Source organism: Streptomyces violaceoruber, from assembly GCF_033406955.1.
GTDB classification, from domain to species: domain Bacteria; phylum Actinomycetota; class Actinomycetes; order Streptomycetales; family Streptomycetaceae; genus Streptomyces; species Streptomyces violaceoruber.
Genome location: NZ_CP137734.1, coordinates 169882 through 182933 on the forward strand (window position 1 = coordinate 169882; position 13052 = coordinate 182933).

Below are 13052 nucleotides of genomic sequence, written 5' to 3' on the forward strand. Positions count from 1 at the left end.
TATGACAATGTACCGTGGCGGCATGCCACGCACCAAGGGAGATCACGAGGCCCGGCGGCAGGACGTCTCCGCGGCGGTCTGGCAGGTCATGGCCACCCGCGGCTTCGCGGGCCTGACGCTGCGTGCCGTGGCCGCGGAACTCGGCGCGACCACGGGCCTGCTCACCCACTACTTCCCCACCAAGCGCGCCCTGGTCGCCTACGCCCTCGACCTGCTCGAACAGCGCACCCTCTCCCGCCCCCGCCGCAGTGCCGGCCGGGGCCCGGCCACCCTCAGGGACGCCCTGCTGGACATCCTGCCGCTGACCCCCGAGGCCACGGACAGCAACCGCGTCTGGGTCTCCTCCTGGGATGCCGCGCTCTCCGACCCGGCCCTGAGCACCGACTACGCCCGCAAGTACGCCGAGGGCCGTGAAAGGCTGCGCGCCCGGGTGGTCGCGGCGCAGGAACGCGGCGAACTGGCCCCGGGCGACCCCGCGCAGGTCGCGGCCGCCGCACAGTCGTTCGCACTCGGGCTGGTGGTCCAAGCCCTGTTCGACCCGGTGACGTTCACGCCGCAGCGGCAGGTCGAGCTGCTGGACGACTACCTGGCCGCCCTGGCCGCCGGGGCGGGGTAGTTCACTCGCTCGGTCGCGCCGCGCAGGCGAGGTCCCGCGCGGGGCGTTCCCCGGTGGTGAGGAACCTGGTCGCCGCATCGTTGGCGCAGGTGTTGCGACCGTACGGATAGACACCGTGGCCGCCCTGGTCGGCGGTCACCATCGTGGCCCGCCCGCCGAAGGCGCGCCGCAGTTCCCTGGCGCCGGCCAGCGGCGTGCCCGGGTCGCGTTCGTTCTGCAGCATCAGCACGTTCGACGGCCCCCTGCCGGTGATGCGCACCGGCGGTTCGGTCCCTTCCCGCGGCCAGAACGCGCAGGGGTTGATACTCGCCGTGGAGCCGCCCAGCATGGGGTACCTGTGCCGGTCGACGGCGACGTTGCGCTGGTACTCCCGGACCGTCCCCGGCCAGCGCGAGTCACCGCACACCACCGCGAAGCGCGCGGCCATCAGGTTCTCCAGGCCCGCGGGCGGCTCCGGCAGCGGCAGTGGCCCGCCCGTGTCGACGGCCTGCCAGAACTCCGCGAGCCGGGGCATGGAGGCGTCGGCGTAGAGGCTGTCGAAGGTGTAACCGCGGAACGCGGTCCCGTCGACGTCCTGGTACGGCTTCTCGTCCAGCCGCTCCGCGAGTTCGAAGTACGTGTCGGTGACCTCCTCCCGCGTGGAGCCCAGGCCGTACTCGGGGTGGGCCACGGCGAACGCTGCGAAGTCGGGGAAACGGTCCTCCAGTCCCCGGGCGAACAGCCGCATGGCCGTGACGTCGTAGCCGCCGGGACCCATGTTGCTGTCGAGCACGATCCGGTCACCGCGCCGCGGGAACAGCGTCGCGTAGACCGCGCCGAGGTAACTGCCGTAGGAGGCGCCGAGGTACGACAGCTTCGGCTCGCCCAGCGCCGTCCGGAGGCGGTCCATGTCACGTGCGGTGTTGGCGGTGGTGGTGTGCGGCAGCATCCACGCCGTCCGCGAGTCGCCGCACTGTTCGGCGATCTTCCGCGCGTTCCCCGCCTCCCGCGTGACGTCGGCCGCGGTGTGCGCGTACGGCGGGAAGTTGCCCCGCCACTGCTGCTCCTGCGTCAGGTCGCAGGTCACCGGCGTACTGCGGCCGACACCGCGCGGGTCGAAGCCGATGATGTCGTAGGAGTCGAGCACCTCCTGCGGCAGCCCCGAGGCGGCCAGCACGGCCGGGTAGACGAGGCCCGATCCGCCCGGGCCGCCCGGGTTGGTCAACAGGACGCCACGCCGCTGCGCCGGCTTCTCGCTCGCCAGCCGGGAGACGGCGATCTCTATCCGACGGCCGTCCGGATCGCGGTAGTCCAGCGGGACGCGCAGTGTCGAGCACCGCAGGCGGGGCGCGGCGGCGCCCTCGGGGCACGGGCCCCACCGCAGGGCGTCCGGCGCCGACGCGGTCGTCGCCGCCGCCGGCGGGGTGGCCGACGCGGGCAGCGCGGTCACCGCCAACGCGGTGGCGGTGAGAGCGAGTGACAGGCTTCTGCGCATGAGGTCCTCCAGTTGGGGGGGTGACCGGCACGGATCGAGTCTGTTCGGCGTCGGCGGCCGGTACATCGGCCCGGCGGACCGGCTCCGTCTCGGCCCTGGGGCGAGGTGCCGGTTGGACCTGGGTCCAAGGCGGATCGGTCCCCGGTCTGATCCGCCGGCCGCACGGTGTGGCGACAATGGCGTGGTGAACACGGACGATGTGCCGCGGCTCGGGGCGTGGCAGCACGCATGGCGGCTGACGGTGGCCGCGGTCGTGAGCCTGCCGGTCTGGCTCTCGACCCTCGCGCTGATACGGAGCCGGTCCGGCGAGCCGGGCTCCTGGGTCCTCGTCGGCGATCCGCTGGTGGCCCTGGGCTGCCTGACGCTGCTCCGGTGGCGGCGGCGGTGGCCCGTCGCGGTCGCTGTCACCGTCACGGTCGCCTCGTCCGTGTCGGCGCTCGCCACGGGCGCCGCGCTGTTGGCGCTGTGCTCGGTCGCCACCCGCCGCCGTCCGGCGGAGATCGGGATCGTCGTGCTGGCCTACGTGACCGCGTCACGGCTCGCCGGCGAGGTCTACGCCGTGCAGGGTTCTGCCGACTCGATGGGGTGGGTCCAGGTCGTGGTGCCGGCGCTGACCGCGGGGATCGCGGTGGCCGCGGGCATGGCGGTCGGGGCACGGCGGGCCGAGGTGCGGTCCCTGCGCGAGCGGGCGGAGAGCGCGGAACGGGAGCAGAGCGCGCGGGCGGCGCAGGTACGGGCCCTGGAACGCAACCGGATCGCCCGCGAGATGCACGACGTCCTCGCCCACCGCATCTCGCTGGTGGCCATGCAGGCCGGGGTTCTGGACCACCGCGGTGATCTCTCGGCCGACGAGAACCGGGTGCTGGTCCACGGTATCGCCGAGGGGGCCCACCAGGCGCTGGAGGAGCTGCGGGAGGTCCTCGGCGTGCTCCGCGCGGGCCCGGGCCGCCCGGAACCGCCGCAGCCCTCCCTCGACCGCGTTCCCGAGCTGGTGGCCGACACCCGCGCCTCGGGCCTCGACGTCAGGTTCACCAGCACCGTGACCGCGGCCCCGCCCGACGGCGTCGGGCGGACCTGCTACCGGATCGTCCAGGAAGCGCTGACCAACGCCGCCAAGCATGCCCCCGGCGCGGTCGTGCGGGTCACCCTCGACGGCACCGCGGGCGGCACGCTCGACATCGGCGTCCGCAACGGACCGGCTCCGCTGCGCCCCGCACGGCCGCCGGCCTCCGGCTTCGGCCTGCTGGGCCTCGGCGAACGCATCACCGTCGCCGGCGGCGAACTGGGCCACCGCCCCACGCCCGACGGCGGGTACGTCCTCACCGCACGGCTGCCCTGGCCGGACGGCGCCGCCCGCCGCCATGAAAGGGGCGCATGAGTGGACAGCCGACACGATCCCGCTTCCGAGCCCGACTCCGGGACCGGTCCCGGTTCCGGTTCCGAGCCCGGTTCCGGTTCCGGTTCCGGGACCGTACGGATCGTCATCGTCGACGACGAGCAACTGGTGCGCATGGCCCTGCGGCTCGTCATCGACGGCGAACCGGACCTGACCGTCGTGGCGGAGGCGGCCGACGGGGACGCCGCCCTCGCCGTGGTGGACGAACAGCGGCCCGACGTGGTGCTGATGGACGTACGGATGCCGGGCCGGGACGGTCTGGACACGACCCGGGAACTGCTCGCCCGGCCCGCGCCGCCACGGGTGCTGATGCTGACCACCTTCGACTCCGACGACCTCGTGCTCGGGGCGCTGCGTGCCGGGGCGCTCGGCTTCGTCCTCAAGGACACCCCTCCCCCGCGCATCCTCGACGCGGTGCGGACCGTCGCGGACGGCCATCCCGCGTTGTCCCCGGCGGCAACGGCACGAGTGATCGCCGCGGCCACGGGCCCGGACTCCTCACACAGCCGTGACCGCACCCGCGAGGCCGCGCGCGAACGGCTGTCCGTGCTGACGGAGCGGGAGTGGGAGACCGCCCGGGCCGTCGCGGACGGGCTGGGCAACCCGGAGATCGCCGAGCGGCTGCACATCACCGTCGCGACGGTCAAGGCGCACACCGGCAGTCTGTTCGCCAAGCTGGGCGTCGAGAATCGGGTGCAGATCGCGCTGCTGGTCCGCGACGCGGGGCATCCGACCCGTCGGCGTGCCGTCGATCGCCCTTCGGATGTCGGATGATCCGGGCGACCGGCGCCGTCTCCTGTCCGGCCCGCCGCCGGTCAGCCGGAGAGGCCGGCGGTCAGGTGGTCGCCGGGGATGCCGGACTTCTCGGGCCGGTAGTAGTCCCTGATGCCGTCCGCCCAGGTGGCCGCCCGGATTCGGTCGCCGTCGTCCGGTCCGAAGGCGTCGAACAGCGTCTCGACATTGCGCCGTTCGAACCCGATGGCGAGCATCAGCGCGATGAACTCGGACCGCGCGACGAGGCCGTCGCCCTCCGGGTCCCCCATCGCGGCCAGCGCCTCGGCGAACTCGTCCACGGCGGTGTCGAAGCGCTGCGGGTCGAGGACGACGGAGGTGAACTCCTCGGGGCTGATCCGACCGTCGCCGTTGGCGTCCAGCTCGGTCCGGAGCGTGTCCCAGTAGCCGCCGAAGGACGCGGTGAGCCGCTCCTTCACCGCGTCGCGGGCCGCGGGCACGGCCGCCGTGACGCGGTCGCTCATGAGGTCGAAGTCGGCCTGCTCCAGGTAGCCGTTTCCGTCGGCGTCGAAGAGGGAGAAGACCAACTGGACGCGATCCGTCGCCTCGCTGGTGGGCGTCATGGTGCACCTCGGACTTTCGGGATGGAGGGCTTCCGGCTGAGTGCGCCGGCATCACCTCCGGCAGCTCGTCCACTATCGGCCCGCTGCCGCCGCCGCGTCGGCGAAAGCGGCCGGGAGCACACGAACGGGCGGAAATCGCGCGGTCGTTGTATGAAGTGCCGGTGTCCCGGACACAACTTGAGGTCCTCGTCGGTGACGAGCGGCGAGGCGGGGGCGTCGCCAGGCCGCAGCCCCTTCGCGCAGCACGGTGCCCGCACCGCTTGCGGGAAGCGGTGCGGGCACCGTGGTGAACGGCCGATCGAGCGGCGTCAGCCGATGTGCCAGGAGAAGCTGCCGCCGTTGTTGGCCGCCACGGCGAACATCACGATCATGAGCAGGATGTCGGCCACTCCGAGGCCGAGTGCCCACTTGGCCATGGTGGATCCGGTCTGCCGCAGCGCCACGGCACCGAAGACGATGGCGAGCGGGCCCAGGACGATCGGCAGGATGAGGAGTCCGACGATGCCGCAGACCAGTCCGGCGATCGCAAGTCCGCTGGTCCTGCCGCCCCTTCGGGTTCCCGTTCTGCTGTAGGTCGCCATGCTTTCTCCCGAACTGTCGTGGATCAGTGGGTATCTCCTTGGCTAACCTTCGAGTTGCCGCTCGATGTCGATTCACACCTACGGATCGTCACTGCGAGACCGCCCGGAGGCCGCACGCCGGACCTCTGCCGCTTCACATCTCCGGTGCCGTCCCGGTCAGTTCGGCGGCGATGCCGTCCAGCAGGGTGTCCAGGACCACGGGGTAGGCGCTGTGCGGCATGCGGGCGGCGAGCCGCTCGGCGGTCGCGGCGATGTTCGGGTGGGTCTCGGCGGGCAGCCGGGCATAGGTGGTTCCCCACATGTCCTCGTCGGACCTGCGGGCTTCTTCCGGCAGGGCCAGTGCACCCGCGTCGAGCGCCGCGAAGGCGAGGGCCAGGTCGATGAACGCGTGGTAGAAGCGGACCGCGGCCCGATCGGTCAGCCCGGCGCCTCTCAGCAGACCGAGGATCGCCTCGTCCACCGCGATCTCACGCGGCCGTCCGCTGACCCGGCTGGCGGTGAGCACCGCCGCCTGGGGATGGGCGAGGTACGAGGAGTGCAGGGCGAGACCGAGGGAGCGGAGGTCCGCTCGCCAGTCGCCCTGCGCCGTCCACCCGTCCAGGGCCTGCCCCATCAGCTCGTTGCCGACGGCCCGTGCCAGGTCGTCCATGCCGGCGAAGTAGCGGTACAGGGTGCTCGGGTCCGCCCCCAGCGCCGCGCCCAGACGCCGGGCGGTCAGTCCGCCGGTGCCGTGCTCGCGCAGCATCCGCAGCGCGGTCCGCACGATCAGGCCCTCCGAGAGCACCGCGCCCTGCCGCGTCGGCCTGCGCCTGCGTCGCGCCTCCTCGGGCACCACCTTCTTCGGCATCCGCCCGCTCCCGTCCTTATGCCAACACGGTTGACCTTACAACAGCAGGTCCTGTTGCATCGGGGTCGCTCCGGAGGCAGCGGCCTCCCGCACGAAAGGTCTCTTCATGCGCGTCCTCCTCGTCGGCGCGGGCGGTGTCGGCACGGCCGTCACCCGGATCGTGGCCCGCCGGAAGTTCCTGACCCACATGGTCGTGGCCGACTACGACCACTCCCGCGCGCGTGCGGCGGTCGACGCGCTGCCGGGTCGGGGTGAGCGGTTCAGTGCCCTTCGCCTCGACGCCTCCGACGAGGCCGCGGTGCGCAAGGCGCTCGTGGAACACCGGTGCGACCTCCTGCTGAACGCGACCGACCCGCGGTTCGTGATGCCCCTGTTCCGGGCGGCCCTCGCCGCCGGGGTCCACTACGTGGACATGGCCATGTCGCTGTCCGCTCCGCACGCCTCCCGCCCGTACGAGGAGTGCGGGGTGAAGCTCGGCGACGCGCAGTTCGAACTGGCCGGGCGCTGGGCGGAGTCGGGGCGCATGGCCCTGGTGGGGATGGGGGTGGAGCCAGGGCTGTCCGACGTCTTCGCCCGGTACGCCGCGGACGAACTCTTCGACGAGATCGACGAGATCGGCGTCCGCGACGGTGCCGACCTCACCGTGGAGGGCTACGAGTTCGCCCCCTCCTTCAGCATCTGGACCACGATCGAGGAGTGCCTGAACCCGCCGGTGGTCTATGAGAAGGATCGTGGCTGGTTCACCACCGCTCCCTTCAGTGAACCGGAGGTGTTCGACTTTCCCGAGGGGATCGGGCCGGTGGAGTGCGTGAACGTGGAGCACGAGGAGGTGCTGCTGATCCCCCGCTGGCTGGACGCCCGGCGCGTCACCTTCAAGTACGGCCTCGGCGACGCTTTCATCGCCCGGCTCAAGACCCTCCACGAACTGGGGCTGGACTCGACCGCCAGGGTCACCGTGCCGGGCGAGGACGGACCGGTGCGGGTCTCCCCGCGTGACGTGGTCGCCGCGTGCCTTCCCGACCCCGCGACCCTCGGCGAGAGGATGACCGGGAAGACCTGCGCGGGCACGTGGGTCAGGGGCACCAAGGGCGGCGAGGCCCGGGAGGTCTACCTGTACCACGTCGTCGACAATCAGTGGTCCATGCGCGAGTACGGGTCGCAGGCCGTCGTCTGGCAGACGGCCGTCAACCCGGTCGTCGCCCTCGAACTGCTCTCCACCGGGGCCTGGTCCGGCGAAGGTGTCCTCGGCCCCGAGGCGCTGCCCGCCCAGCCGTTCCTCGACCTGCTCACCGAGTACGGGTCGCCCTGGGGACTGCGCGAACAGGGCTGAGCGGTACCGGACACGGTGCCGAAGATGGCCGGCACGTCCCGGGACAGCAGGCCTAGGCTCCCAACCGTTCCACCAGGCGGACGGTCACGGTGTCTCCTTCTTCCTTGCCGATGGCCCTGCGCGTGTCCGCCCGCACGGGCAGCTTGTGCGTGCCGTCGCCCAGGGCCATGAAGGAACCCTGGAAGGGGTGACCGTCGATCGTGCCCCGGACCTTCACCAGGCCGCGAGTGCCGAAGTACTCGACCGACTCGGGCCAGACGACGTAGGTCCAGCCGCCCTTGTTCGGGCTCTTCAGCAAGGTCGCGGTGAACTGCCTGTCCATCGTCATCGTCGGCACCCCCCGTTCAGGAGCTCTCGACGACGATGAGGTCATTGCCGTCCGGGTCGCGTACAGCGAACATGTGCGGCACTCCGGGCCCCGTCCGCGGGACCTCGGCGTCCGCGTCGACGCCGCGTGCGCGCAGGTCCGCGTGGTCGGCGTCGGCGTCCCGGGTGGCGAGGCGGATGCCGCCCGGGACCCCTTCGGGCACCAGGGCCACGGTCGTCGTCGCCCCTGGTGGGGCCACCTCGATCCAGCGTCCACCGCCGAACGGTACGTCCCGGCGCACTTCGAAGCCGAGCTCGCCCACGTAGAACTCGGTGGCCTTACGCTGGTCGGCGACGCGGATCCCGACCGTAGCCACGTGGGTGATGCGGGTGGCCCTGCTCATGTCTGCCTCCACTGCCTCGGCCTTCGTTCACCAGGTAGGACGGAGGCGGGCGGGAAAACTCATCGGTGACCCGAGGACCGACCGGCGTGCCGGTGGTATGCCTTGTTCGCGATGCGCCAGCCGTCTTCGGCATCCACCAGCAGGAAGACGTCCGTGAACCGGTCCGCACCGTGCCGCAGGGTCATGGTGGCGGTCGCGACGCTGCCATGGACCTCGACGGCGTCGATACTGCGGGTGCGGGTCGCTTCGTCCGCGGCAGGCCGGCCCCGGAAGAGGGCGCAGTACTCGTCCAGGGACCAGGAGACGAAGGCGCCGTCCCGGACACCCTCGATGTGTGCGGTGGGCAAGAACGCGTCACGGAAGTGGCCGGGGTCGCCGGTGGCGTGTCCGCGGACGTAGGAGCGGAGCGGATCGAGTACGGCGCCCTCCACATCGCCCTCCACCGTCGGCACGGCGGCGACGGCCACGTCGGACGCGGGGTCGGCCGCGGGTCCTGCCAGGGCGTCCGCGCTGCGCAAGGGCGTGGCCGAGTCATCGGCGAGCAGCGCCATGTCCTTGGCCAGCGCGCCGATGGTGAAATCGGCCGGGTGCGGGGCCCGCTCGCCGGTGAGGAAGGGACGCTTGCGGGCGACGAGCCCGCCGAGCTGACCGAGTTCGAGGACGTTGAGCACCTGAGTACGCGGCAGGCCGAGCGCGTCCCCTTGCCGCAGTGAGTCGCGCAGCGCCAGGAGGGCTCCGGCCAGGCTGCTGTTGGCGACGAGCTTGAGCGCCGCGGCGGTGGCGGCGTCGTCGACGCGTCGCACGGTACCCAGCGATTCCAGGACCGGCCGGACGCCGTCGAGTGTGTCCTGCTCGGCGGCGGCGAGGATCCGGAGCGTTCCGCCGGCCACGGCCGGGACGGAGCCGATCAGGGGCGCGTGGACGTAGGACCGGCCGAGGCGCCGCGCGAACTCCGCCGCCTCGGCGGGTGCGACGGTGCTGGTGTTCAGCACGACGGTGTCCGTGCGCAGCGAGTCCCGGATGTCGCCGAGGACCTGGAGGCAGGCGGGTCCGTCGAACAGCGACAGGAGCACCAGGTCCGCCTCCGCCACGGCGGTGCCCGGATCGGGAGCCACCTCGACGGTGCCCGAGGCGCGGCCGGAGCGGGTCCAGCCGACGACGTCCCGGCCCTGGGCGGTGAGCCGGGCGGCGATCGCTTCTCCCATGCGTCCCAGGCCGAGAACGGCGATGGTGCATGGCGCGTGTGGTGCGGTCATGACCGCCACAGTGGAGCACTCGGAGGGCTGCGACAAGCGCAGGTTTCGCAGGCCTGCCCTGCGGGACACGCATGCCTGGGCGCGTGGATACTGGCGCGATGGATCTCACCGTGTGGCGGACCTTCGTGACCGTGTGCCGTCTCGGGTCGCTCTCGGCGGCCGCCGACGAGCTGAACCACACCCAGTCGGCGGTCTCCCGCCAGATCGCCGGACCGGAGCGGCAGTTGGGCGTGCCGCTGGTCGAGCGCCATGCGCGGGGCGTGCGTCCCACGCCGGCCGGTGAGGTGTTCCGCCGGCACGCCCTGGCCACGCTCACCGAGGCCGTCCGTGCCGCACGGGACGTCCGCGACGGGGGGTCCGGTCGGCCGTTGGCCGTCGGTGCGGTCCCCTCCCTGGCTTCCGGGATCGTCCCGGAAGCGGTCCGCGGCCTGCTGGACAGGGCCGGACACATCCGGTGGAGCCTGGTGCCGGGCCTGACCGGGCAGCTGCACCGGCGTGTGATCGGCGGCGACATCGACATGGCTGTCGTCACCGACGCACCACCCGGCCTGCCTCATGCCCCACAGGTCGAACGGCGGTTCCTGGGGCTCGACCGCATGGTCGTGGTCCTGCCGGCCGACCATCCGCGGGCCGGGGCAGGCCCGGTGCACATCCGGACGCTTGCCGACGAGACCTGGGCCGAGGACAACGACGGCTCGGCGGCACTCCTGCGCCGGCACGCCGCCCGAGCCGGAGTCGGTGTCCGCATCGACCTCGGTGCGGCCGACCTGCCCGGCAAGCTCGCCCTGGTCGCCACCGGTCACGCCATCGCACTGGTGCCCGGGGTGCTGAGGCGTGCGTTGCGGGCCGACGTCACCACGGTGGGCCTCGTCGACGCTCCGACTCGCGGCGTCTACACGATCACCCCGTACCGCGACCCCCACCCTTGTGCGGCCCCTCTCCACGACGAGCTGACCAGTGCGTTCGCCGCCGCCGGGGAGCCGATGGCCACGTCCCCGGTGGAGGCCCGAGAGGCGGTCGCCGCCGGGGAGAGCGAAGAGGCTCAACAGGAGCTGAGAACACAGGGGCGGTGACCCGCCCACCGAGACGGCGTCAGCGAGTGGCCAGCCGTTCGAGCAGGGCGGCGCTCTCCGCCAGCAACGCCCGCTCTCTGTCCGTGAGTTCGTCCTCGATGGCCTGAGCGAGCCAGCCCACCCTGCGACCGCGCTCCGCGTCCAGCGCGGCGCGGCCCGCATCCGACAGCTCGACCAGCGACTTGCGGCCGTCCGTGGGGTGCGCCCGTCGGGTGACCAGGTTCTGCTCCATGAGAAGGCCCACCGCCCGCGCCATCGACTGGGGGCGTACGCGCTGGTCGGCGGCGAGTTCGCTGGTGGTCATGGCGCCGTCGCGGTCGAGTGCGCCGAGCACGGCGACCTGGCCCAACGGGATGCGGTCCTCGTGCTTGACGCGTCGGGTGAGCTTGCTCATCGCGGTGCGCAGTTCGGCGGCGATGGCGGCGGCTTCCGGGGTGGGCATGGGGCATCTTACCCCCGCTGACCAGCAAGGCTGTTCACCTGGCCTGCACAGCCAGACTCTACAGCAATACTGCACAGCAACGCTGCACAGACAGCCTGCACAGCAAAACTGCTCAGTGCAACTGAGCAGCACAACTGCTCAGCATTGCTGTAGAGTCTGGCCTGCCGGGCCTCGCGCCAGCGTTGCCGCAGCCGGGTCACGGCACCGACAAAGGGAAGGAACTCCCATGTCCGCAACAGCAGTCGAGCCCGCCGCGGCGATCGATACCGTCACCGCCCGCCGGATCATCGACAGCCGCGGCAACCCCACGGTCGAGGTCGACGTCGTCCTGGAAGACGGGTCCCTGGGACGGGCAGCCGTCCCGTCCGGCGCCTCCACCGGAGCCCGGGAAGCGGTGGAGCTGCGCGACGAAGACCCCACCCGCTGGCACGGCAAGGGCGTCGACCGCGCGGTGGCCCATGTGAACGGGGAGATCGCGGCGTCCGTGCGCGGCCGCGACGCGGCGGACCAGGCGGGTCTCGACGCCGCGCTGATCGCCCTGGACGGCACCGCCGCGAAGTCCCGGCTCGGCGCCAACGCGCTCCTCGGTGTCTCCCTCGCCGCCGCCAAGGCCGCCGCCGCGGCCCGCCGTCAGCCCCTCTACCGTTACCTCGGCGGCGCCGACGCGCACCTACTGCCGCTGCCGATGATGAACATCGTCAACGGCGGTGCCCATGCCGACAATCCGCTGGACTTCCAGGAGTTCATGATCGTGCCGGTGGGTGCGGACACGTTCGCCGAAGCCGTCCGCATGGGCAGCGAGGTCTTCCACACCCTGCGCCGGGATCTGCTGGCCGCCGGGCACTCCACCGGCGTGGGCGACGAGGGTGGCTTCGCGCCCGCGCTGCGCACCGCCGAGGAGGCCCTCGACTTCGTGGTGGCCGCCATCGAGCGCACCGGCTACCGCGCCGGCCCGGACATCGGCCTGGTCATGGACCCGGCGTCGTCGGAGTTCTTCCGCGACGGCGGGTACGACTACGCGGGCGAGGGGGTGCGCCGGTCCCCCGCCGAACACGCCGACCACCTGGCCGGGCTCATCGACGCCTACCCGGTCGTCTCCATCGAGGACCCGATGGCCGAGGACGATCTGGACGGCTGGCGCGAACTGACCGACCGCGTCGGCGACCGGTGCCAGCTCACCGGCGACGACGTGTTCTGCACCGACGAGGCACTTGTGCGCGAGGGCATCCGTACCGGCGTCGGCAACTCGGTCCTGGTCAAGGTCAATCAGATCGGAACCCTCACCGAGGCACTGGCGACCGTGGCCACGGCGCACGAGGCGGGCTGGACCGTTGTCATGTCGCACCGCTCCGGCGAGACGGAGGACACCACCATCGCGGATCTCGCGGTGGCGACGGGCTGCGGTCAGATCAAGACCGGCTCGCTCTCCCGCTCCGACCGCACGGCCAAGTACAACCGACTCATCCGGATCGAGGAGGAACTGGGCGCCTCGGCACGGTTCGCGGGCCGCTCCGCACTGCGCCGGGTCTGAGTCGCGACCGGCCCGCCGCCGTGCCGGCCCGCCGCGCCGAGCCGGCGGACCGGTGCGCGGGGCGAGCGGACGGACCGGTACGCGGGGCGGGCGGACGGACCGGTGCGCGGGGCGGGCGGACGGACCGGTGCGCGGGGCGGGTCGGAGCACCTGGCGGGAGCCGGATCGCGGTCGCCGGTGGCCGGCAGGCCGCGGACGGGGGCGAGCCGCGGCCTGGCGCCATGTCGGGCCTCGTCCGGCGATGCACCGGGCTCGGCGCGAAGCAGTGACAGCAACGCGCGTGGTCGTCGGCGGCCCCACCGGCCGCGCGCGCCGGTCGCCCCGCGCACCCCGGCCGGGGTCCGACACCGACTGCGGAACGGCGCATCGTGGAACGGAACATCGGCTCCGCGGGTCGGCGCGTGGCCGACGAGCCGGCCCGCCACCGGCACCCGACGGCAG

Annotated in this window: 14 protein-coding genes; 6 read left to right on the forward strand and 8 right to left on the reverse strand. The window is 72.6% G+C overall.

Annotated features, from left to right (window positions below; all coding sequences use genetic code 11):
- Positions 1-22: 22 nt before the first annotated feature.
- Positions 23-616, forward strand: a complete 594-nt coding sequence (locus R2E43_RS00895; protein ID WP_240804699.1) for a TetR/AcrR family transcriptional regulator — start codon at positions 23-25, stop codon at positions 614-616.
- Between the two features lies 1 nt (position 617).
- Here R2E43_RS00895 and R2E43_RS00900 read toward each other — a convergent pair whose 3' ends face one another.
- Complete coding sequence (locus R2E43_RS00900) at positions 618-2090, reverse strand: alpha/beta hydrolase (protein ID WP_319127921.1); 1473 nt, start codon at positions 2088-2090, stop codon at positions 618-620.
- A 181-nt stretch (positions 2091-2271) separates the two neighbouring features.
- Here R2E43_RS00900 and R2E43_RS00905 point away from each other — a divergent pair, with 181 nt between their 5' ends.
- Together R2E43_RS00905 and R2E43_RS00910 are read left to right on the forward strand one after the other, a co-directional pair.
- Positions 2272-3468 carry a sensor histidine kinase gene (locus R2E43_RS00905; protein ID WP_011031803.1) on the forward strand — a complete coding sequence of 399 codons (1197 nt, stop codon included), beginning with the start codon at positions 2272-2274 and terminating at the stop codon, positions 3466-3468.
- Between the two features lie 99 nt (positions 3469-3567).
- On the forward strand, positions 3568-4260 hold the full coding sequence (locus tag R2E43_RS00910) for a response regulator transcription factor (RefSeq protein ID WP_319705980.1): 693 nt from the start codon (positions 3568-3570) through the stop codon (positions 4258-4260).
- Between the two features lie 41 nt (positions 4261-4301).
- Here R2E43_RS00910 and R2E43_RS00915 read toward each other — a convergent pair whose 3' ends face one another.
- The 3 genes from R2E43_RS00915 to R2E43_RS00925 all read right to left on the reverse strand — a co-directional run bounded on the left by R2E43_RS00915 (position 4302) and on the right by R2E43_RS00925 (position 6269).
- Positions 4302-4841, reverse strand: coding sequence for an EF-hand domain-containing protein (locus R2E43_RS00915; RefSeq protein ID WP_003971497.1), 540 nt, complete (start codon positions 4839-4841; stop codon positions 4302-4304).
- Positions 4842-5149: 308 nt separating this feature from the next.
- Positions 5150-5422 (reverse strand): DUF4190 domain-containing protein, encoded by a 273-nt coding sequence (locus R2E43_RS00920; protein WP_003971498.1) that lies wholly within the window; start codon positions 5420-5422, stop codon positions 5150-5152.
- A gap of 133 nt (positions 5423-5555) precedes the next feature.
- On the reverse strand, positions 5556-6269 hold the full coding sequence (locus tag R2E43_RS00925; protein WP_319705759.1) for a TetR/AcrR family transcriptional regulator: 714 nt from the start codon (positions 6267-6269) through the stop codon (positions 5556-5558).
- A 106-nt stretch (positions 6270-6375) separates the two neighbouring features.
- On the opposite strand from R2E43_RS00925, the gene R2E43_RS00930 reads away from it, so the two are divergent.
- Positions 6376-7599, forward strand: coding sequence for a saccharopine dehydrogenase family protein (locus R2E43_RS00930; protein ID WP_003971500.1), 1224 nt, complete (start codon positions 6376-6378; stop codon positions 7597-7599).
- A gap of 52 nt (positions 7600-7651) precedes the next feature.
- Here R2E43_RS00930 and R2E43_RS00935 read toward each other — a convergent pair whose 3' ends face one another.
- The 3 genes from R2E43_RS00935 to R2E43_RS00945 are packed head-to-tail and all read right to left on the reverse strand — an operon-like array spanning position 7652 to position 9565.
- Positions 7652-7921: a DUF1905 domain-containing protein gene (locus R2E43_RS00935; protein ID WP_037667056.1), complete on the reverse strand. Its 270-nt coding sequence runs from the start codon at positions 7919-7921 to the stop codon at positions 7652-7654.
- Positions 7922-7943: 22 nt separating this feature from the next.
- Positions 7944-8309, reverse strand: a complete 366-nt coding sequence (locus tag R2E43_RS00940; protein ID WP_210984001.1) for a VOC family protein — start codon at positions 8307-8309, stop codon at positions 7944-7946.
- A gap of 59 nt (positions 8310-8368) precedes the next feature.
- Positions 8369-9565 (reverse strand): nuclear transport factor 2 family protein, encoded by a 1197-nt coding sequence (locus R2E43_RS00945; RefSeq protein WP_016328163.1) that lies wholly within the window; start codon positions 9563-9565, stop codon positions 8369-8371.
- A gap of 98 nt (positions 9566-9663) precedes the next feature.
- Between R2E43_RS00945 and R2E43_RS00950 the strand changes: the two genes are divergently transcribed.
- Complete coding sequence (locus tag R2E43_RS00950; protein ID WP_332055801.1) at positions 9664-10638, forward strand: LysR family transcriptional regulator; 975 nt, start codon at positions 9664-9666, stop codon at positions 10636-10638.
- Positions 10639-10657: 19 nt separating this feature from the next.
- Here the strand turns inward: R2E43_RS00950 and R2E43_RS00955 are convergent, their stop codons facing one another.
- Positions 10658-11080 carry a MarR family winged helix-turn-helix transcriptional regulator gene (locus R2E43_RS00955; RefSeq protein ID WP_011031795.1) on the reverse strand — a complete coding sequence of 141 codons (423 nt, stop codon included), beginning with the start codon at positions 11078-11080 and terminating at the stop codon, positions 10658-10660.
- A gap of 226 nt (positions 11081-11306) precedes the next feature.
- Between R2E43_RS00955 and eno the strand changes: the two genes are divergently transcribed.
- Positions 11307-12611 (forward strand): phosphopyruvate hydratase, encoded by a 1305-nt coding sequence (eno, locus tag R2E43_RS00960; protein ID WP_030864450.1) that lies wholly within the window; start codon positions 11307-11309, stop codon positions 12609-12611.
- The last annotated feature ends 441 nt before the right edge of the window (positions 12612-13052 follow it).

Coding starts and splice junctions, on each gene's coding strand:
- R2E43_RS00895 (WP_240804699.1), top strand. CDS start 23: ATGCCACGCACCAAGGGAGATCACGAGGCCCGGCGGCAGGACGTCTCC.
- R2E43_RS00900 (WP_319127921.1), bottom strand. CDS start 2,090: ATGCGCAGAAGCCTGTCACTCGCTCTCACCGCCACCGCGTTGGCGGTG.
- R2E43_RS00915 (WP_003971497.1), bottom strand. CDS start 4,841: ATGACGCCCACCAGCGAGGCGACGGATCGCGTCCAGTTGGTCTTCTCC.
- R2E43_RS00920 (WP_003971498.1), bottom strand. CDS start 5,422: ATGGCGACCTACAGCAGAACGGGAACCCGAAGGGGCGGCAGGACCAGC.
- R2E43_RS00925 (WP_319705759.1), bottom strand. CDS start 6,269: ATGCCGAAGAAGGTGGTGCCCGAGGAGGCGCGACGCAGGCGCAGGCCG.
- R2E43_RS00930 (WP_003971500.1), top strand. CDS start 6,376: ATGCGCGTCCTCCTCGTCGGCGCGGGCGGTGTCGGCACGGCCGTCACC.
- R2E43_RS00935 (WP_037667056.1), bottom strand. CDS start 7,921: ATGGACAGGCAGTTCACCGCGACCTTGCTGAAGAGCCCGAACAAGGGC.
- R2E43_RS00940 (WP_210984001.1), bottom strand. CDS start 8,309: ATGAGCAGGGCCACCCGCATCACCCACGTGGCTACGGTCGGGATCCGC.
- R2E43_RS00945 (WP_016328163.1), bottom strand. CDS start 9,565: ATGACCGCACCACACGCGCCATGCACCATCGCCGTTCTCGGCCTGGGA.
- R2E43_RS00950 (WP_332055801.1), top strand. CDS start 9,664: ATGGATCTCACCGTGTGGCGGACCTTCGTGACCGTGTGCCGTCTCGGG.
- R2E43_RS00955 (WP_011031795.1), bottom strand. CDS start 11,080: ATGCCCACCCCGGAAGCCGCCGCCATCGCCGCCGAACTGCGCACCGCG.
- eno (WP_030864450.1), top strand. CDS start 11,307: ATGTCCGCAACAGCAGTCGAGCCCGCCGCGGCGATCGATACCGTCACC.